This is a genomic window from Streptomyces sp. NPDC051136 (genome assembly GCF_044455745.1).
Lineage (GTDB): Bacteria > Actinomycetota > Actinomycetes > Streptomycetales > Streptomycetaceae > Streptomyces.
Genome location: NZ_JBITFE010000002.1, coordinates 749,061 through 768,422, shown reverse-complemented (window position 1 = coordinate 768,422; position 19,362 = coordinate 749,061). Strand labels below are relative to the sequence as shown.

Here is a 19,362-nt window from a genome sequence, read left to right as displayed (position 1 = left end):
GGGGCGATGGGGGTCCCCCCGCGCGAGCGAAGCCGAGCGTGGGGGAGGGTGGGCGCTGGGGGTGCCCCCTCTGGGGGAGGCACCCCGTCAGCTCCGGCCAGCGTCCCCACCCCCCGCCGACAACTCACCGCACCCGTACACCCCGGCGCCTGGTGGCTCTGGGCCCTGTCCCTCGGCACCGCCGCCACCCGCACCACCAACCCCCTCCTCCTCGCCCTCCTCGTCACGGTCTCCGCCTACGTCGTCATCACCCGCCGCCCGCACGCCCCTTGGTCCCGCTCCTACGGAGCCTTCGTCAAACTGGCCCTCGCCGTCATCGTCATCCGCATCCTCTTCACCACCTTCCTCGGCTCCCCCGTCCCCGGCACCCACACCCTCGTCACCCTCCCCGAAGTCCCCCTCCCCGACTGGGCGCAGGGCATCCGCCTCGGCGGCCGGGTCACCGCGGAGGGCCTCGCCTTCTCGCTGTACGACGCGATGAGGCTGGCCACCCTCCTCATCTGCGTCGGCGCCGCGAACGCCCTGGCCAACCCCTCCCGCCTCCTCAAGTCCCTCCCCGGCGCCCTCTACGAGATGGGCGTCGCCGTCGTCGTCGCCCTCACCTTCGCGCCGAACCTCATCGCCGACGTCCAGCGTCTGCGCGCCGCCCGCCGGCTGCGCGGCCGCCCGGACCGGGGCGTACGGGGTCTGCTCCAGGTGGGCCTCCCCGTCCTGGAGGGCGCCCTGGAACGCTCCGTCGCCCTCGCCGCCGCGATGGACGCCCGCGGCTACGGCCGTACCGCACGCGTCCCGGCCCCCGTCCGCCGTACCACCGCCGCCCTCACCCTGGGCGGTCTGCTCGGCGTCTGCGCGGGCACGTACGGGCTGCTGACCGCCGCGGGAGGCACGTACGGCATCCCCGTGCTCGTGGCGGGTGTCGCCGCCGCGGTCGCGGGGCTGTGGCTCGGCGGACGGCGCACGGTCCGCACCCGCTACCGCCCGGACCGCTGGGACGCCCGGGCGTGGCTGGTCACCGCCTCCGGCGCGGCGGTCGCCGCGCTGCTGTTCCTCGCCGCCGCCCGCGATCCGGCGGCGCTGCACCCGGGCGTGGTCCCGCTGACCGCGCCCACCCTGCCCCTCTGGCCGGCGGCGGCCGTCCTCGTCGGCCTGCTCCCCGCGTTCGTCACCCCCGCGCCCGAGCCCTCCTCCCCCGAGACCCCGGCACCCCGGACCCCCGCACCCAAGACCGCCCTGAAGGAGCCGTCGTGATCCGCTTCGAGGACGTGTCGGTCACCTACGACGGTGCGGCCGAACCCACCGTACGGGGCGTGGACTTCGAGGTTCCGGAGGGCGAACTCGTGCTGCTCGCCGGTCCCTCCGGGGTCGGCAAGTCCACCGTTCTCGGCGCGGTCGGCGGCCTCGTCCCGCACTTCACCGGCGGCACGCTCAGCGGCCGGGTCACCGTGGCCGGCCGCGACACCCGCACCCACAAGCCGCGCGAACTCGCCGACGTGGTGGGCACGGTCGGCCAGGACCCGCTCTCCCACTTCGTGACGGACACCGTCGAGGACGAGCTGGCGTACGGCATGGAGTCGCTGGGGCTCGCCCCGGACGTGATGCGCCGCCGCGTCGAGGAGACCCTTGACCTGCTGGGCCTGTCCGACCTCCGCTCCCGCCCGATCGCCACGCTCTCCGGCGGCCAGCAGCAGCGGGTCGCCATCGGTTCCGTCCTCACCCCCCATCCTCAGGTCCTGGTCCTGGACGAGCCGACCTCCGCCCTGGACCCCGCCGCCGCCGAAGAAGTCCTGGCGGTCCTCCAGCGCCTGGTCCACGACCTCGGTACGACGGTCCTGATGGCCGAGCACCGCCTGGAGCGGGTCATCCAGTACGCCGACCGGGTCGTCCTGCTCCCGGCCCCGGGCGAGGCACCGCTCCTCGGCGCCCCGGCGGAGGTGATGGCCGTGTCCCCGGTGTACCCGCCGGTGGTGGGCCTGGGCAGGCTGGCGGGCTGGTCCCCGCTGCCGCTGACGGTCCGGGACGCCCGCCGCCGTGCGTCCGGGCTGCGTGAGCGCCTGGCCGACCGGGAGATCCCGGACCACACCCCGCCGGCCTCCGCCGTGCTCCCGGCGCCGCCCGCCCCGCGCCCCGCCGCCTCCCGGTGGCGCCGCCGCGCGAAGCACCCGGAGCCGGCCCCCGCCCCGTACGCCGCCGAGGTCCGTTCCCTCTCCGTGCGCCGCGACCGCGTCCAGGCGTTGCGCCATGTCGACCTGACCGTCTCCCCCGGCGAGACGGTCGCCCTGATGGGCCGCAACGGCGCCGGGAAGTCCACCCTGCTGTCCGCGCTGGTCGGCCTGGTCGAACCGTCCTCCGGTGCGGTGCGGGCCGGGGACGCCGTACCGCACCGTACGGCCCCCCGCGACCTCGTCCGCCGGGTCGGCCTGGTCCCGCAGGAGCCGCGCGACCTGCTCTACGCCGACACGGTCGCCGCCGAGTGCGCGGCCGCCGACCGGGACGCGGACGCGACGCCCGGCACCTGCCGTGCCCTCCTCACCGACCTGCTCCCCGGCGTCACGGACGACACCCACCCCCGGGACCTCTCGGAGGGCCAGCGCCTGACGCTCGCCCTGTCCGTCGTCCTGACGGCCCGCCCTCCGCTCCTCCTCCTGGACGAGCCGACGCGCGGCCTGGACTACGCGGCGAAGGCCCGGCTGTCCGGCATCCTGCGCGGTCTGGCCGCCGAGGGTCACGCGATCGTGCTGGCGACGCACGACGTGGAACTCGCCGCCGAGCTGGCCCACCGGGTCGTGCTGCTCGCCGAGGGCGAGGTGATCGCCGACGGTCCGGCCGCGGACGTGGTGGTGGCCTCCCCGTCCTACGCCCCGCAGGTCGCCAAGGTGCTGGCGCCGCGCAAGTGGCTCACGGTGGCGCAGGTGCGGGAGGCGCTGGCATGACCGGCGGCCCCCCTCCCCAGCGCCAGGCCCGCGCCGTCCGCCTCGGCCCCCGCTCGGTCGCCGCCCTCGTCCTGGTCAGCGCGGTGGGTGTGGCGGGCTTCGGCTGGCCCTTCCTGGCCCCGCCGGACGCCTCGCTGAACGCCCACACGCAGGACGCGCCGTGGCTGTTCGCAGGCGTGCTGGTGCTGATGGTGGCGGTGGTGGCGGCGACGATCTCGGAGTCGGGCCTGGGCCCCAAGGCGGTGGCGATGCTCGGCGTGCTGGCGGCGGCGGGGGCGGCGCTGCGCCCGATCGGCGCGGGGACGGCCGGCCTGGAACCGATGTTCTTCCTCATGGTCCTCAGCGGTCGCGTCCTCGGGCCCGGCTTCGGCTTCGTCCTCGGCTCGATCACGATGTTCGCGTCCGCGCTGCTCACGGGCGGGGTGGGGCCGTGGATGCCGTTCCAGATGCTGTCGATGGGCTGGTTCACGATGGGCGCGGGCCTGCTGCCGGGTCCCGACCGGCTGCGCGGCCGCGCCGAGCTGCTGATGCTGGCCACGTACGGTTTCCTGGCGGCGTTCGCCTACGGCACGGTGATGAACCTCGCGGGCTGGACCTTCATGAACACCCTCGCATCGAACATCGCCTTCGACCCGGACGCGTCGGTTCCCGACAACCTGGCCCGCTTCCTCTCCTACTGCCTGGCCACGTCGCTGGGCTGGGACGGCGGGCGCGCCGCCATGACGGTCGTCCTGACCCTGGCGCTCGGCACCCCCCTCCTCAAGGCCCTGCGCCGCGCGACCCGCAGGGCGGCCTTCGAGGCACCGGTCACGTTCGAGGAGGCATCCGACCGGCCGGGCGCCGGACCGGCTACACCCTCCGGGTCAGCAGACCGGTGTCGATGACCTCGGCGATGAGGGCGGCGCCGCGGCTGTTCTGGTGGATGTGGTCGGTCGTGAGCACGAGGCCCCGCCGCCGCGAGATCGTGTCGAGGCCGCGGCGCAGCACCGCGCGCTGGACGAGCACGCCGACGGCCGCCGCGGGCGTCACCTCCCGGTACGGGATTGGCGGCGGGTCCGCTCGGCGCAGTTCCTCCGTCTGGCGTTCGTGGAGCGGAAGGTAGGCCACCTCGTCGGCGGCGGCGACCTCGGCGATCAACCGGCTGTACGCCAGCGACGCCTGGGCCGCCGCCCCGTCGAGCTGTTGGCCGAGTACTGGTATCGACAGCAGCCCGATCGTCGCGTCGGTCTCCGCGCGCAGCCGTGCGACGACGGCTCCCAGACACTGCTGGAACCAGCCGGCCGACGGGCGCTCGGGGAGCCGCTTGCGCTTCATGGCCTGCTCGACGGGGTAGCCGGCGAGGCTCGCTCGGGCGTCGTTGGTACCGATCAGCACGGTGATCACCTCGGGTGGGTCCGCGACGACGGCGTCGAGGCCCTGCAAGAGGTTGTGGGCGAAGTCGCCGTTGGCACCGAAACGGGCCGGCCGTACGTCGCCGGGAGCGTGGCGCCGGCCGAGGGGTTCCAGGTAGTCGGCGCTGAACTGCGCGCGGGTGAGGCTGTCGCCGAGGCACGCGATGCGGGTCGTCACGGCGTCTCCTGCGCGCTGGGCGTGCCGACGCGGTCCGCCGGGCGGGTGCCGGTCCGAGGCCGGTGGTCGGTGCCGAGGCCCGCGGTGACGGCCAGGATGGTCGCCGGCCCGTCCATGTCCACCACGTGCCACACCCCGGCCGGGTTGACGGTGGCCTCGCCCGGCCCGAGCCTGACGTGGTCGGGCACCCCGTCCACGTCACGGGTGACCGTCACGGAGCCGCTGAGGCACACGACGAGTTCGTCACCCGCGGGGTGGCGCTCCTCGTGGTCGCCGGGCCCCTCGCCGTCGAAGACCATGACCATCCGGCCCTCGGCGCCGTCCGCCGCGACCGCGGCGCTGTAGGCGCGCAGCACCTCCGGATCCCAGGCGAAACCCTCGACGGGTCTCGCCGTCGATCCCAGTCCGAGGTGCACGGGAGTGGTCCGCAGATCCATGGCCTTGCGTGCGTGGTTGCCGAGTCTCATGCCCACGATCGTCCACGACGGCGATCGGGCGGTCTTGAAGAAAAGGGAAGGGAAGCGGAGGCGAAGGGAGTCGGCGGCTGCCCGGCTACCCGGCTCCGAGAAGGACTTCGCCGCGCCGCCAGGCCGTCGGCGACCGGCCGGTGAACTCGCGCCAGTCCCGCACGAGATGGGCCTGGTCGGCGTAGCCGGAGACGGTCGCCACCTCGCCCCACGGGAGCGGGTTCCGCGCCGCCGCGAGTTCGTGGGCGTGCTCGAAGCGCAGGACGCGGGCGAGGGTCTTCGGCGACAGGCCCACCTCACCGCGGAACCGCTCGGTGAGGTACCGGCGGCTCCAGCCGAGTTCCGCGGCGACCGCGCCGACCCGGACGCGTCCCCGCGCGGCGACGAGGCGGCGCCACGCCTCGGCCACCTCGGGGCGCACCCGGCGCCCGTGGTCGTCGCGGGCGTCACGGCCGACGGCCCGGAGGAGCAACTCGTCCAGCGCGGCGAACCGGGCCGCCCACGTGGTCGCCGCTCGGAGCCGGTCGACCAGCTCGACGGTGAGCGCTCCGAGAAGCTCGTCGAGGGGGACCAGCCGGCGGGCGAGTTCGGCGGAGGGCATGCCGTAGACGGCCCGGGCCCCGAGCGGTGTCAGCGCCACCTGAACACCGTGCTGGCGGCCGTCGTGGTGGATCGCGACGGACCGGCACATCAGACCGCCGGCCACGCTGTCGAACGGGGTGACCGGTGACCCGTCGTCGACGCCCGCCGCCACCTCCAGGGGATCCGACAGGCTGATCACCGCGGTGAGCGCACGGCCCGGCGGGCCGCAGTGCACCCCCGTCGGGAGCCCGCGGAGGTCGAAGCCGACGTACGAGGAGACGTACTCCCGCAGGACGGGCGCCGGACGTGCACTGATCCCGGTGGCCGTGTGGTCCTCCATCCGCACCAGTGTACGAGCCGCCCCGCACGGGGAGTTCGCGGTCCGAGGACCGGTCACCACCGTTTCCCGGCTCGCTCGACGCGCTGTCCGACACGCAGGAAGCTCAGGTAACGGCGTGATGCCCGATCACCCATCCGCGTGCGGATGCGCTCGGCCACGGCGTCGAGCAGGGGCTCACGGACGTCGCGGTCGAGCTTGCGGTACAGCGACAACGAGCGAAGGTGATCGGCGAAGCCGTCCCCGTCGAACCACTGAACGGTCGGACACCAGCGCACGATCGCCTGGCCGAACAGTCCTCCGGGAGCGTCGACCCGGCCCCAGCCCTCGTCGGTGGCGCGCACGTGGTCCTCCAGCGGCGGATGACCCCAGCCGGGGTTCCCGGGGCAGAACCGCTCATGGAGATCGGCGGTCTCGGCGTACACCTCCGGCTCTCCCGGCCGGCGGACGACGACGTGGCCGAGCAGCGCCATCCAGCCTCCGGGACGGAGCACGTCGTGCGCCCGCTGCCAGCCGGTCGGCGGGTCGACCCAGTGCCACGACGACGCGGCCACGACAACATCGAAGCGTCGGCCGCCGCCGTCCCACTCCTCGAACGTCGACGTCTCGACCTCGACGTTGCGCAAGGATGCGAGCTTTCGGCGAGCGAGCGCGGCCATGTCTGCGCCCGGCTCGACGGCGGTCACCGAGCATCCGAGTGCCGCCAGCGAGCGCGTCGCCTGACCGGTGCCGCAGCCCACCTCCAGCACCGACGACCTGTCGTCCGCACCGGTGACGGCGACGAGGTCCGCGAACAGCTCGTCGGGGTATCCCGGCCGGACCCGGTCGTAGAGCTCCGGCACCTCGTTGAACACCCGGCCGAGGTCCCGTGGAGTCGGGCGCTTCTTCGGAACATCGGTCACGAGCGCACAAGTTATGCGGTCCCTCGACGGGGTGCCAGTGGGGGGCCGCACGAGACCGGCCTGAAAGCTGCGCGAGGCCCGTAGGCCGTCGGCGAAGCCGGCCTAGCCCTGGGCGCCCGCGCCGGTCCGGAAGCGGCGGCGGTACTCGGTCGGTGTCGTGTCGAGTCTGCGGCGGAAGGCCCTGACCAGGGTGTCGACGGTGCCGAAGCCGCAGGCGGAGGCGACGCGTTCGAGGGTCGCGTCGGTGGATTCGAGCTGCTGGCGGGCCACTTCCACGCGCGCCGACTCGACGTAGGCGTGCGGGGTCGTGCCGAGTTCGGTCTTGAAGATGCGGGTGAGCTGCCGGTCGCCGACGTGGGCGTGGGCCGCGAGGTCGGCGACGGTGAGGGGTGCGGCGATGTTGCGCAGGATGTGGTGGCGGAGGTCCTCGATGCGCCGGGTCGCGGAGACCTGCTCCAGGGGCACGCTGAACTGGCTCTGCCCGCTGGGCCGTTTCAGGTACATCACGAGCTGCCGGGCCACGCGCAGCGCGACGGCCTCCCCGAGGTCGTCGGCGATCAGCGCGAGGGACAGGTCGAGGCAGGCGCTGATCCCCGCGCCCGTCCACACGTCGCCCTCGCGGATGAAGATCGGGTCGGCGTCGACCTCGATGGCCGGGTGCTCGTCGGCGAGTTGCCGCGCGGTCGACCAGTGGGTGGTGGCGCGCTTGCCGTCGAGGAGGCCGGCGGCCGCGAGGATGTGCGCCCCGACGCAGACGGAGGTGACCCGCCGGGTCCGGCCGGCGAGCTGCCGGACCCGCTCCACCACGGCGGGGTCGGTGAGCGGGTGCACGCGGCGCTGGTCGTCCATCCGTACGGCGCCGGGCACGATCAGGGTGTCGATGCGCCGGGTGGCCAGCTCGTCGAAGGTGGTGTCGGGCAGGACCCGGACCCCGGCGCCGGTGATGACCGGGTCCATGGTCTCGGCGGCGAGGACGACGTCGTAGCCCGCCGCCTCGTCGGTCTCGCGGCGCGCGAGGGAGAACACCTCCGGCGGTCCGGTGACGTCGAGCAGGTCGACGTCCTCGAAGAGGACGATCGCGATCAGTCGTCCGACGGTGCTCAAGGGACCCCCCAGGTTCGGCGACCGTCATGCCGGTATCTGCCATGTCGGTATCTGCATGTTAGACGACATTGCCGACACGGGCCGGTGGCCATAGCGTCGTAGGCGCAGCTCACCGCACCGGTGAACTGCCTTCCCCTCCACGTGAATCCAGGTGGTTCCCCATGCCCAGAACGACGCTGCGCGAGCTCAACGGCTTCGACCAGACCCCGGCGAAGCTCGCCGGGTCCACGCTGATCCTCGTCGACTACCAGAACACCTACACGACCGGCGTCATGGAGCTGGACGGCTGGCGGGAGGCGCTCGACGCCGCCGCCGAACTGCTGGCCCGGGCCCGCCAGGAGGGCGCGAAGGTCATCCACGTCGTCAACGACGGCGGCGAGGGCACGCCGTACGACATCCGGGCCGAGATCGGGCAGATCCACCCGAGCGTGGCCCCGCTCGACGGCGAGACCGTGGTCGTCAAGAAGGTGCCGAACGCCTTCGTGGACACGGACCTCGCCGAGCACGTGGACGCCGCGGGCCACAGCGACGTCGTCATCGCCGGCTTCATGACGCACATGTGCGTGGCCTTCACCGCCCAGGGCGCCTTCCTGCGCGGCAACCGTCCCACCGTGGTGGCCGACGCCAGCGCCACCCGTGCGCTGCCCGTCGCGGGCACCGAGGTGGACGCCCGCCAGGTGCACTACGGCGCGCTCGCCACCATCGCCGACCTGTACGGCGTCGTCGTTGCGTCGCAGAAGGAGATCGCCTGATGAAGCTGCTCCGCCCGGCCGCCGCACTCGCCGCCGCCACCGTCCTCGCCGTCACCGCCACCGCGTGCGGCGAGTCGGAGGCCGCCTCCTCCGAGGGCGAGCCGTCGGCCTCCGCCACCACCGCGGCGGCCAACGTCGCGAAGGACACCACGACGCTGCGCGAGCTCAACGGCCTGGACGAGACCCCGGCCACGCTCTCCGACGCGACGCTCATCCTCGTCGACTACCAGAACACCTACACCGAGGGTGTGATGGAACTCGACGGCTGGAAGCCGGCCGTGGACAACACCGCGGCGCTCCTGAAGCGGGCCCGTGCGGCGGGTACGCCGGTCATCCACATCGTCGACAAGGGCTACGACCTGAAGTCGAAGGCGGGTCAGATCATCCCGGCGCTGAAGCCGGCCGAGGGCGAGCCCGTCGTCGAGAAGAGCGTCCCGAACGGCTTCCACGGCACCGACCTCGCCGCGCAGGTGAAGAAGGCCGGCCGGGAGAACGTCATCATCGCGGGCTTCATGACCAACATGTGCACGCTGTTCACCACCCAGGGGGCCTTCCTCAACGGCAACAAGCCGACCGTGGTGGCCGACGCCTCCGCGACCCGGCCGCTGCCCCTGAAGGGCGACCCGGACGGCATTCCCGCGCAGCAGGTCCACGAGGCCGCTCTCGCCACGGTCCAGGATCTCTACGGAGTCGTGGTCCCGTCGCAGAAGTCCCTGACCTGAGACTTCCCCCCACCCTGAAGCACCCGCACGTCCCCCCACCCTGATTTCCCCCCACGCTGTTCCCCCCCACGCCACAAGGCACTTTCACTCACCCAAGAGAGCAGGAAAACGGGGCATGGCAACACGTAGAGGATTTCTGGGCACCGCGTCGGCCGTCGGGGCGGCGACGTTACTCACGGGCCAGACCGCCTCCACCGCCTCGGCGGCCACCACGGGCACCACCGCGACCGACCAGAAGGCCGCACGCGACGCGATACGCGCCGTCAACGCGAGGATGCGCGCCAACTACGCGACCCTCAAGAGCGAACTGACCACACAGCTCAGCCCGGTCGTCGTCGTCTCGAACAACGCGGTCGGCGGACGCTTCACCCTCATCAACGGCGGCAAGCAGGTCGAGACCGTCGACCCGGTTCCGGAGTACTTCGAACTGGCCAAGTCGATCGCCCACGTCCCCCTGGGCCTCTTCTCGATCCTCGCCTCCTACCTCGGCGAACAGGTCCCCAACATCCCCAACGCGGACCGCATCGACCCGCACGACCTCGCCATGGTCGTCACCAGGACACCCGGCGACAAGGGCTGGATCACCCCGCTGAACGCCTTCAGGACCACGCTCCAGACGGCGTACACCAAGCTCGGCACGGCGAATCTGCCGCTCGACCTGGAGAACTCCTGCGACCGGATCCTGAGCGAGGCCGTCAAGTTCATCGACGCGTCCGTCAAGGCGCAGGCGTTCGACATGGTGTCGTTCAACAGGTTCGCCGCCACGGTCTATCCGTCCATCCGCGTCAACATGACCTTCGCCGCCACCGCGCAGATCACCGGCATCGAGGGCCTGATGAAGCGGTGGCGCACGCTGATCGGCGAGACGGCGTGGAGCGATCTCTACGTCACGGTGCTGTCGATCTGGACCACGGCCGAGCTGAACCAGGCGTCCATCATCATCCGCCGCACCATGAACCAGGCGAAGGTGGACACCCACCTGATCGACCTGCCGACCGTGGAGACGCCCTCGGACCCGATCGCCGTGGCCCTGGACAACCTGGCCCGCATCGTCCAGGACAACGTCGCCGCCGAGATGGTCTTCAACACCGACCTCAAGGTCGCCGACGCCCTCAAGGGCAAGGAGGACCTCCTCTCCGACGAGATCCTCCAGCAGATCGGCGGCACGGCGCCCGTCGCGAGGACGGCCGGTTTCGCCGCGACGGCGGCGGCGGGCACCTGCCCGATCACCGGGCACACCGCGACGGTGTGACCACCCGGCGTCCCCCGTCCCCGAGGCGGGGGACGCCTTCCTCTACCGGTCCTCCCAACGGCCGTTCGACCGGGGCCGGGTCAGGTCAACGTTTCCGTTCGATTTATCGTCTTCGCACGTGTGTCCGCACCGGGCACCCTCTGACGAAGCCGAACGGAATCGCCGACCGTGGTCCCTGCCGATCTCACCGTCTCCCGGCCCGACCAGCGGTCGGACAGACGCCCGGACGCGGCGCCGCGCGCCCTGTGGCACCGGCTTCGCGTCCCGCTGCTCGCCACGCTGCCCACCCTGCCCCTGTACGGGCTGTGGTGGGCCTTCCTCGCCACCGGCGGCGGTGACCTCGCCGCGCAGGAGACGTGGGCGGACTTCGCGGCGCGGCACGGCGGATCGGCGTACGGGCTGTTCTGGTACGGCGGGATGCACACCGCCAACTACAGCCTCATATCCCCGTACTTGATGGCCGCGCTCGGCGTGCGCACGGTCACCGTGGCGTCCGGTCTCGCGGCCGGCTGGCTGGCGGCGGTGCTGATCCGGCGGGCGGGGGTGCGCCGGCCGCTGTGGCCCGCGCTGCTCGCGTCGCTCGCGCTGTGGTGCAACGTCGCCTCGGGGCGGACCACCTTCGCCCTGGGCGTCGCCTTCGGGCTGGCCGCCTGCGTGCCCCTGGTCCGTGAGCGGCGGCTCGCCCGCGCCGCCCTCTACGCCGCGCTCGCCACCATGGCGTCCCCGGTGGCCGGGCTGTACCTGGCCGTGGTCGGGGCCGGGTTCCTGCTGGTGCGGGACTGGGGACGGGCCCTGGTCCTGCTGACACCGCCCGCCGCAGTCGTCGGACTCACCACGCTGTACTTCCCCTTCACCGGCGAGCAGCCGATGCCGGCGGACCGGATCTGGCCGCCCGTCGCGCTCGGGCTGGCCGTCACCGTGCTGGCGCCGCGCGCCTGGCGGGTGGCGCGGTGGAGCGGGGCCGTGTACGCGGCCGGAACGGTGCTGACGTACCTCGTCGCCTCGCCGGTCGGGACGAACGTCGAGCGCTTCGTCGAACTGTTCGCGCCCGCCGTGCTGCTCGCCGCCCTGCTCGCCACGTCCCGGCTGCGGCGGGTCACGAGTGCTCTCCTGGTCGTCGCGCTCGTCTGCTCCGTCGGGTGGGTGGGGAAGAAGACCGTGGACGATCTGCGGGTGTCGACGGCGGTGCCCGCCTGGGCCACCGAGACGGACGGGCTCGTCCGGGCGCTGGACGGGCTCGGCGCCGACCGCACCCGGGTGGAGGTCGTGCCCGCCCGCAATCACCGCGAGGCCGCGGGGCTCGCCCCGCACGTCAATCTCGCCCGCGGCTGGAACCGGCAGCTCGACGTGGAGCGCGGCCGTCTCTTCTACGACGGCAGCTTCTCCCCGGCGGCCTACCGGGCCTGGCTGGACCGCTGGGCCGTCGGCCTCGTCGTCCTGCCGCTGGGCAGGCCGGACGGCCCCGCCGAGGCGGAGGCGGCGCTCGTACGGGACCCCGCGCTGCGGCCCGAGTGGCTGGAGCCGGCCTGGCAGGACGAGCACTGGCAGGTGTACCGGGTGCGGGACGCCGTGCCGCTGGTCTCCGCGCCCGGCACCGTCGTGACGACCAGCGGCGTCGACCTGGTGCTGCGCGCCGAGCGGCCCGGCCCGGTCACCGTGAAGGTCGCGTGGTCGCCGTGGCTGCGGGCCGACGGCGGATGCCTGACCCGGGACGGCGAGTTCACCCGGCTGACCGTCCCGGCGGCGGGCGAGTACCGGATCAGCTCGGAGTACCTTCCTTCGCCGACGATGCCGGACCGCTGCTGACCTCGCCGGCCGCGGGACGGGACGGAGCGACGACCGGCGTCTGCGCCGCGGCCGTCACCGTCCGGGCCCGGGGACCCTGGAACAGGTACGTCAGCCCGAAGCCCGCCGCGACCACGGCCGCACCGCCCACCGCGTCCAGGACCCAGTGGTTGCCGGTCGCGACGATCGCCGAGACGGTGAAGAGCGGGTGCAGCAGGCCGAGCGCCTTCATCCACATCTTCGGCGCGATGACCGCGATCACCACCCCGCACCACAGCGACCAGCCGAAGTGCAGCGACGGCATCGCCGCGTACTGGTTGGTCAGGTGGGTCAGCGTGCCGTAGTCCGGCTTCGTGAAGTCCTGCACGCCGTGCACCGTGTCGATGATGCCGAGCCCCGGCATCAGCCGCGGCGGGGCCAGCGGGTAGAGCCAGAAGCCGACCAGGGCGAGCAGCGTGGCGAAGCCCAGGGAGGCGCGGGCCCAGCGGTAGTCCACCGGGCGGCGCCAGTACAGGACGCCGAGGACGGTCAGCGGGACGACGAAGTGGAACGACGTGTAGTAGAAGTCGAAGAAGTCCCGCAGCCAGCCGACCTTCACCACCGCGTGGTTGATCGCGTGCTCGATGTCGAGGTGCAGGAAGCGCTCGATGTCGAGGATCTGCGTGCCGTGCTCCTCGGCCCGCGCCCGGCCCGCCGAGTTGCTGCCGCCGGTCGCCGCGAGGCGGACCTGGGAGTAGGCGGCGTAGGTGACCCGGATGAGGAGCAGTTCGAGCAGGAGGTTGGGCCGGGTGAGGACCCGGCGCAGGAACGGCAGCAGCGGGACGTGCCGGAAGCGGGTGGGGACCGGCGGCGCGTAGGCCGTCGGCACCGGGGCCTCGAAGTACGGCGACGTACGCGGCAGGAAGGGCACGGCGACGGCGGCGGCCAGCGCGGCGAGCAGCACGACGTTGTCCCGCAGCGGGTACAGGGCCGCCATGTTCGGCAGCATCATCTTCGCGGGCAGCGTCATCACCAGGACGACGGCGACCGGCCACACGTACCGGTCGGAGGCCCGCTTGCCGACCCGGCCGACGACGGCGGGCAGCACCCACAGCAGCTGGTGCTGCCAGGTGGCCGGGGAGACCGCCACGGCCGCGCAGCCGGTGACGGCGACCGCGAGCAGCAGCTGGCCGTCACGGGCGTAGCGCACGGCGCGACGCAGGGCGAGGACGGCGACGGCGGCGCCCAGCAGGAGGAAGAGGGCGATCTCCAGGGGGCCGTTCAGGCCGAGGCGCAGCAGGACGCCGTGCAGCGACTGGTTGGCGAGGTCGTCGGCCTCGCCGCCCAGGCCGACCCCGGCCATGTGGTGCACCCAGTACGTGTAGGAGTCCTGTGCCATGGCCGCCCAGGCGACGGCGGTGCAGGCGAGGAAGGTGACCCCGGTCGACACGGCGGCGCGTCTGCGGTCGGTGAACCACAGCAGGGGGACGAAGAGCAGCACGGTCGGCTGGAAGGCGGCGGCCACACCGATGAGTACGCCGCCCACCCGGTCGCCCCGGGCTCCGCGCACGGCGAAGCAGCCCAGCAGCACGAGGAGGACCGGGATGATGCTGGTCTGGCCGAGCCAGAAGGCGTTGCGCACCGGGAGCGACAGCATCAGCAGGCTGATGGCGACCGGCGCGGCCAGCAGCGCCGTACGGCGTCCGACCGGCTGGGGCAGGGCGCGGGCGGCGACCAGGCCGAGGGCCACGACCAGCAGCAGCGAGCCGAAGGTCCAGCCCCAGCCGAGGGCCTGCTCGGCGGCGCGGGTGAAGGGTTTGAGGACGAGGCCGACGAACGGGGTGCCGGTGAACTGCGTGGAGTCGTACAGCGACCCCTCCACGTGCAGGACGCCGTGCTCCCCGACCCAGGTCTCCAGATCCGTCAGGCGTTCCCCGCGCGGGGTGCCGAGGACCGCGGCCACCTGTCGTACGGCCAGGACGGCGGCGATCAGCCACAGGCCGAGGCGTGCGACGCGCAGCCGTGCTCTGGTCGCGTCGGCGGCCGAGGGTCCGAAGGTCTCCGCCGGTCGCCCACTGTGCTCCGCATTCGCCACGCCTCGTCGGCCTCCCGCCCCGTTCGTACCGTGCGTACCGCGTTCGTGTACGCGATGTGTCGCTCTTGCGAACCCTATGAGGCTCGCACTGCCTCCGGAGGAAGACGCGAGCGACCCCCACTCAACCTGACAGCCGCCCGCCTTTCGTTCCGAGGAGCGAGAAGGATCACAGCTCGCGGGTACCGGAACGGCGCGCGGCCCGGGTATGTGCCCTGCGTGTACGCCTTTTCGGTGCAGAGTGCAACGAAAAGCATACCGGGCGTAAGCGGCGCATCAGCGCCTATGGTCGCTTTTCAGCCCGTGGCCGATATGCCGCGGGCTCTTTCCGGCCCGGCGACAGCGCCGCCGTGCGGGCCGTGGCGTCCCCGCGCCCCTGTCCCTTGTCCCCGTCGAAAGCAGGCGAGCACAGTTTTGTCGGCCGTCCCCGTCGCCACCGCCCCTCTGACCCGTACGAGCCCCGCCACCGTCCCGCGTGCCGCCGGCGCGCCCACCGCCACCGACCCCGCGCTCGTACGGCGTGCCGTCAAGGCGGCGGCGCTGGGCAACGCGATGGAGTGGTTCGACTTCGGCGTCTACAGCTACATCGCCGTGACGCTGGGCAAGGTCTTCTTCCCGTCGGGCAACCCGACCGCGCAGCTGCTCTCCACCTTCGGTGCGTTCGCCGCCGCGTTCCTGGTCCGCCCGCTGGGAGGCGTGGTCTTCGGGCCGCTCGGGGACCGGGTCGGGCGGCAGAAGGTGCTCGCCGTGACGATGATCATGATGGCGGCGGGGACGTTCGCCATCGGGCTGATCCCGTCGTACGCGACGATCGGGGTGTGGGCACCGGTGCTGCTGCTGGCCGCGCGGCTGGTGCAGGGCTTCTCCACCGGCGGCGAGTACGCGGGCGCGTCCACCTTCATCGCCGAGTACGCGCCGGACAAGCGGCGCGGGTTCCTCGGCAGCTGGCTGGAGTTCGGCACGCTCGCCGGGTACATCGGCGGTGCCGGTCTGGTGACGCTGATGACGGCGCTGCTGTCGGACGGCGACCTGACGTCCTGGGGCTGGCGCATCCCGTTCCTGATCGCCGGTCCGATGGGCATCGTCGGCCTGTACCTGCGGATGCGCCTGGAGGAGACCCCGGCGTTCGCGGCCGAGGTGGAGAAGGCGGAGGCGACGCGGCGCAAGGTGCCGCTGCGGGAGATGATCACGGGCCAGTGGCGGGCGCTGCTGCTCTGCGTCGGTCTGGTGCTGGTCTTCAACGTCACCGACTACATGCTGCTGTCGTACATGCCGAGCTACCTGACCAGCGAGCTGAAGTACGACGAGACGCACGGGCTGCTGGTGGTGCTGGCCGTGATGGCGCTGATGATGATCGTCCAGCCGTTCGCGGGCGCGCTGACCGACCGGGTCGGGCGCCGGCCGGTGATCGCGGCGGGCTGCGCGGGCTTCCTGCTGCTGTCGGTCCCGGCGCTGCTGCTGATCCGCGAGGGCAGCCTGCTCGCGGTGGCCCTGGGCATGGGCGCGCTGGGCATGCTGCTGGTCTGCTTCACGGCGTCGATGCCGTCCGCGCTGCCGGCGCTGTTCCCGACGCGGGTGCGCTACGGCTCGCTGTCGATCGGCTTCAACGTCTCGGTGTCCCTGTTCGGCGGGACGACGCCGCTCGTGGTGACGGCGCTGATCGGGGCGACCGGCAACATGATGATGCCCGCCTACTACATGATGGCCGCGGCCGTGATCGGCGGCGTGGCGGTGTGGTTCATGACGGAGTCGGCCGGGCGGCCGCTGCCGGGTTCGGCACCCGCGGTGGAGAAGCGCTGAGGCCCTGCCCGGCCTACGGGCCGGCTGGGGACGGCGGAGGACGGCTGAAGCCCCGCCGGACTCCCGGGACCGCCGGGGACGGCTGAAGCCCTGCCCGGCCCCGGTACCGCTGAGGCCCTGTCAGACTGCCGGGATGATGGTCAGACTTGCGGAGGAACGCGACTTCGCCGGCTTCCTCGACCTGGCGGCCCAGGTCGAGCACTGGTTCGGCCCGATGGTCGAGGACGCCGGATTCCATGACGCGGTGCGCGAGCACATCCGCCAGGGCGCGGCCCTGGTGGCCGTCCCCCCGGACGGGGACCCGCATACCGGCACGGACGGGAACACGGGCACGGGCACCGGCACCGGCACCGGCACCGGCACCGGCACGCACACGAGCACGGACACAGGCACGGGCACGGACCTGCTCGGCGGACTCCTGTTCGGGTCGGACGACGGGCCGGTCCACCACGTCCACTGGCTGGTCGTGTCGCAGCGGGTGCGGGCGGGCGGCGTGGGCCGCGAGCTGATGCGGGACGCGCTGCGCAGGTGGGTGCGGGGCCCGGCCGACATCGAGGTGGTCACGTTCGGAGCCGACCACCCCGGCGCCTCGGCGAGCGGCGCCCGCGCCTTCTACGAGCGCCTCGGCTTCACCCCCGCCGAAACGGTCGCCCCCGGCCCGGAGGGAGGCTCTCGCCAGCTCTACCGCCGTACCGTGCCGCCCGGCTACGCCTCGTGGTAGAAGCCGACGTTGACGCTGCGCGGCTCCGCGCGGTCCTGGACCACGACCTCGCCGCTGCCGCCCCTGGGCAGCGGCACGGTGCCGCCGTACCGCAGGGACTGCGGATGTCCCCCGACGGTCAGCCGGATCTCGCTGGAGGGCTCCTGCTGCGAGCCGCGCAGCCAGGTCAGCCGCCAGGTGCCGTCGGTCCCGCAGCGGAACTCCAGGTGGACCCGGGAGACGAAGAGCCAGTCGTCCGGCGTCACCAGCCGGCACACGGACCTGTCCCGGCCCACCCGCAGCACCGCGTCCGGTTCGCTGGGCGCCTCGGCCATCTGCATACCGGCCGTGGCACCCGCGTCGGCCGCGGTGACGGCGGCCATGGTGAGTTCGAGCACGTGCGCTCCTTCGGGTCCCCGAGACGTCCGTCGTCGGCCGGTCGCGTCGTCCGTCGTCGGACTGCCGCCGCCGCATGATAGATCGACCCGTGGTGCGGTGTCCGGCACAATGGGGTCATGACCGAGCGAAAGCCACCCGGCGTCGACTTCGAGTCCTGGATCGACAAGCAGATTCGGGACGCGGACGCGCGCGGTGAGTTCGCCGACCTGCCCGGCGCGGGCAAGCCCCTGCCCGGCGAGGTGGACAGCACCTACGACGAACTGTGGTGGGTCAAGCGGAAGATGGCGCGCGAGGGCTTCTCCGTACTGCCGCCCACGCTGGCCCTGCGCAAGGAGGCGGAGGACGCCCTGGAGGCGGCGGCGAGTGCCCCGTCGGAGCGGGTGGTCCGGCGCATCGTCGAGGAGATCAACGTCAAGATCCGCGACGTCATGTTCAAGCCGCCGCCCGGCCCCCCGCTGGGTCTGAAGCCCTACGACGTCGAAGAGGTCGTACGGCAGTGGCGGGAGGGCCGGGCGGAGCGGTGACGCCGGTCGTTCAGATGTGCATCAGGCGGTCCGCCAGCTCGCGGTAGTCCCGCAGGGCGAGGCGGAGTTGCTCGGTGTCCGCGGTCGGCGCGCCGTCGCCCGCACCGTCCTCCTGCCACGAGGTGCGCAGGGTGCGGCGGCGCTGTGTCACCGCGTCCGTGAAGCGGGCGGCGAGCTCCTCCAGGACACGGTCGGCCTCCTCGACGGAGACGCGGGGCGCGTCGATGAACCCGGCCACCGCGTGATGCAGCCGCTCACCGAGCCGGTCGGACTCGCCGGACGGCAGCAGCGGCCGGTCGGCCCCGGAAGCGCTCGCCGGGGTCGCCGTCGCCGCGGTGCTCGCCGGGGAGGCGGCGGCACGGGGGTCGGCGGCTCCACCGGAACCGGCCCCTGTGCCGGGCCCGGCATCGGTACGCGGCTCGGCCGGCGTGCGCGGTCCGGCGTCGGTACGCGGCTCGGCCGAGGTACGGGGCCCGGCGTCGGGCCGGACTCCGCCCGCGGTGCCGCGTCCGGCGTCGGTGCCGGTCGCGTCGGTGCCGATGCCGGTAGCGCTGCCGTGCCCGGTCGCGCTCCTGGGGACGGCACCGCTGCCGGGTACGGCGTCGGGGTCCGTGCGGGTGCCGGGTCCGGTGGCGGCGCCCAGGCCGGCACCGTCTCCGGGTACGGCTTCGGCACTCGTGCGGGTGCCGGGTCCGGCGGGGGTGCCGGGGGTCGCGGCGGTGCCGGGTTCGGCGGGGGTGCCGGGGGTCGCGGCGGTGCCGCGTCGCTTGCCTGTCAGATCTGACATCGTCTCAGCTCTCCTTCGGCCGGCGCTTGCCGAACGACAACGTGTGGGACTCGCGGGCCGCGGGTGCCGACCGGTCGGCCTCCGTGCCGGTCCGCTGCCGGTCGCCGCCTTCGTGGCGGGACGGACGCATCAGGGCCTCGAACAGCGCACGGGCCTCGACCATGGACTCGCGCATGTGCTCCGTGTCCGCGCCGCCGTCACGGGCGTCGTCCGCGCGCGAGTGCGTCACGCGGTGCACGCGGCGGTAACCCTCGACGTGGTGGGCGTGGTGCACGGACAGCGCTGTGAGCTGTTCCTCGTACTGCTCTCCGCCCGGGAAGCCCCGGGCGCCGGCGAGTTCCGCGATCAGCCGGTCCGCCTCGCCGACCGCCTCGCGCGGGGAGTCGACGAAACGCTCCTGGGCCGCGGTCCAGCGCGCCTCGAAGCGCTCGCGCTCGGCCGGCTCCAGGGGCCGGGTGTGCAGCGACCCGTGCCGCCGCACCCGTTCGGCCAGTTCGCGTTCGGCGGCCTTGGTGTCGCCGTCGTGCCGCGCCACGGCCAGGTCGTACTCGGGCCCGAAGCGCCGCTTCAGGCTCCCGCCGTGCTGGGGGCCCCGTGCGCGCAGGGCAAGGACGGCCGCGACGACGAGCACGACCGCCACGATCACGATCAGAGCGATGATCACGCCTGTGGACATGAG

At 73.3% G+C, this 19,362-nt stretch carries 19 protein-coding genes; 10 read left to right on the top strand and 9 right to left on the bottom strand.

From position 1 onward, the window contains the following. The first annotated feature begins 6 nt into the window (after positions 1-6). Genes ACIBCJ_RS08970 through ACIBCJ_RS08960 form a run of 3 tightly spaced genes read left to right on the top strand, consistent with a single transcriptional unit; the run spans position 7 to position 3,814 of the window. Positions 7-1,248, top strand: coding sequence for an energy-coupling factor transporter transmembrane component T (locus ACIBCJ_RS08970; RefSeq protein WP_365979233.1), 1,242 nt, complete (start codon positions 7-9; stop codon positions 1,246-1,248). Beyond that, positions 1,245-2,930, top strand: a complete 1,686-nt coding sequence (locus ACIBCJ_RS08965) for an ATP-binding cassette domain-containing protein (RefSeq protein ID WP_365979232.1) — start codon at positions 1,245-1,247, stop codon at positions 2,928-2,930. Before ACIBCJ_RS08970 ends, ACIBCJ_RS08965 begins: the two co-directional genes overlap by 4 nt. Then, positions 2,927-3,814, top strand: coding sequence for an ECF transporter S component (locus tag ACIBCJ_RS08960; RefSeq protein ID WP_365979231.1), 888 nt, complete (start codon positions 2,927-2,929; stop codon positions 3,812-3,814). Before ACIBCJ_RS08965 ends, ACIBCJ_RS08960 begins: the two co-directional genes overlap by 4 nt. Here the strand turns inward: ACIBCJ_RS08960 and ACIBCJ_RS08955 are convergent. The 5 genes from ACIBCJ_RS08955 to ACIBCJ_RS08935 form a co-directional block, all read right to left on the bottom strand. After that, complete coding sequence (locus ACIBCJ_RS08955; RefSeq protein WP_365979230.1) at positions 3,780-4,499, bottom strand: GDSL-type esterase/lipase family protein; 720 nt, start codon at positions 4,497-4,499, stop codon at positions 3,780-3,782. The genes ACIBCJ_RS08960 and ACIBCJ_RS08955 overlap by 35 nt on opposite strands. Beyond that, complete coding sequence (locus ACIBCJ_RS08950) at positions 4,496-4,966, bottom strand: cupin domain-containing protein (protein WP_365979229.1); 471 nt, start codon at positions 4,964-4,966, stop codon at positions 4,496-4,498. Before ACIBCJ_RS08950 ends, ACIBCJ_RS08955 begins: the two co-directional genes overlap by 4 nt. An 85-nt stretch (positions 4,967-5,051) precedes the next feature. Further along, positions 5,052-5,888 carry a helix-turn-helix domain-containing protein gene (locus ACIBCJ_RS08945; protein WP_365979228.1) on the bottom strand — a complete coding sequence of 279 codons (837 nt, stop codon included), beginning with the start codon at positions 5,886-5,888 and terminating at the stop codon, positions 5,052-5,054. A 53-nt stretch (positions 5,889-5,941) separates the two neighbouring features. Next, entirely contained in the window at positions 5,942-6,787 is an 846-nt protein-coding gene (locus ACIBCJ_RS08940; protein ID WP_365979227.1) for a methyltransferase domain-containing protein, read from the bottom strand. Between the two features lie 102 nt (positions 6,788-6,889). Continuing rightward, complete coding sequence (locus ACIBCJ_RS08935) at positions 6,890-7,891, bottom strand: DJ-1/PfpI family protein (protein WP_362098893.1); 1,002 nt, start codon at positions 7,889-7,891, stop codon at positions 6,890-6,892. 161 nt (positions 7,892-8,052) lie between these two features. On the opposite strand from ACIBCJ_RS08935, the gene ACIBCJ_RS08930 reads away from it, so the two are divergent. From ACIBCJ_RS08930 to ACIBCJ_RS08915, 4 genes are all read left to right on the top strand, one after another. Next, the gene (locus ACIBCJ_RS08930) at positions 8,053-8,643 is read left to right on the top strand and encodes a cysteine hydrolase family protein (protein WP_362098896.1); all 591 of its coding nucleotides are present in this window, start codon (positions 8,053-8,055) and stop codon (positions 8,641-8,643) included. Next, positions 8,643-9,365 (top strand): isochorismatase family protein, encoded by a 723-nt coding sequence (locus tag ACIBCJ_RS08925; protein ID WP_362098899.1) that lies wholly within the window; start codon positions 8,643-8,645, stop codon positions 9,363-9,365. Before ACIBCJ_RS08930 ends, ACIBCJ_RS08925 begins: the two co-directional genes overlap by 1 nt. A 115-nt stretch (positions 9,366-9,480) precedes the next feature. After that, a complete protein-coding gene (locus ACIBCJ_RS08920; protein WP_362508856.1) occupies positions 9,481-10,617 on the top strand; it encodes a hypothetical protein in 1,137 nt (378 codons plus the stop codon). A gap of 168 nt (positions 10,618-10,785) precedes the next feature. After that, positions 10,786-12,423: a hypothetical protein gene (locus ACIBCJ_RS08915; protein WP_362508853.1), complete on the top strand. Its 1,638-nt coding sequence runs from the start codon at positions 10,786-10,788 to the stop codon at positions 12,421-12,423. On the opposite strand, the gene ACIBCJ_RS08910 is transcribed toward ACIBCJ_RS08915, so the two are convergent. Beyond that, a complete protein-coding gene (locus tag ACIBCJ_RS08910; protein ID WP_365979224.1) occupies positions 12,377-14,476 on the bottom strand; it encodes a bifunctional glycosyltransferase 87/phosphatase PAP2 family protein in 2,100 nt (699 codons plus the stop codon). The genes ACIBCJ_RS08915 and ACIBCJ_RS08910 overlap by 47 nt on opposite strands. 411 nt (positions 14,477-14,887) lie before the next feature. Here ACIBCJ_RS08910 and proP point away from each other — a divergent pair, with 411 nt between their 5' ends. Continuing rightward, a complete protein-coding gene (gene proP / locus ACIBCJ_RS08905; RefSeq protein WP_362098911.1) occupies positions 14,888-16,273 on the top strand; it encodes a glycine betaine/L-proline transporter ProP in 1,386 nt (461 codons plus the stop codon). A 133-nt stretch (positions 16,274-16,406) separates the two neighbouring features. Next, positions 16,407-16,994, top strand: coding sequence for a GNAT family N-acetyltransferase (locus tag ACIBCJ_RS08900; RefSeq protein ID WP_365979223.1), 588 nt, complete (start codon positions 16,407-16,409; stop codon positions 16,992-16,994). Here the strand turns inward: ACIBCJ_RS08900 and ACIBCJ_RS08895 are convergent. Continuing rightward, positions 16,979-17,371, bottom strand: a complete 393-nt coding sequence (locus ACIBCJ_RS08895; protein ID WP_365979222.1) for an FHA domain-containing protein — start codon at positions 17,369-17,371, stop codon at positions 16,979-16,981. The two genes, ACIBCJ_RS08900 and ACIBCJ_RS08895, sit on opposite strands and share 16 nt — an antisense overlap. 117 nt (positions 17,372-17,488) lie before the next feature. Here ACIBCJ_RS08895 and ACIBCJ_RS08890 point away from each other — a divergent pair, with 117 nt between their 5' ends. Continuing rightward, entirely contained in the window at positions 17,489-17,896 is a 408-nt protein-coding gene (locus ACIBCJ_RS08890) for a DUF1992 domain-containing protein (RefSeq protein ID WP_362098920.1), read from the top strand. A 10-nt stretch (positions 17,897-17,906) separates the two neighbouring features. On the opposite strand, the gene ACIBCJ_RS08885 is transcribed toward ACIBCJ_RS08890, so the two are convergent. Beyond that, positions 17,907-18,683: a hypothetical protein gene (locus ACIBCJ_RS08885; RefSeq protein ID WP_399282093.1), complete on the bottom strand. Its 777-nt coding sequence runs from the start codon at positions 18,681-18,683 to the stop codon at positions 17,907-17,909. A gap of 4 nt (positions 18,684-18,687) precedes the next feature. Continuing rightward, on the bottom strand, positions 18,688-19,359 hold the full coding sequence (locus tag ACIBCJ_RS08880; protein WP_365979221.1) for a hypothetical protein: 672 nt from the start codon (positions 19,357-19,359) through the stop codon (positions 18,688-18,690). Between the last annotated feature and the right edge of the window lie 3 nt (positions 19,360-19,362).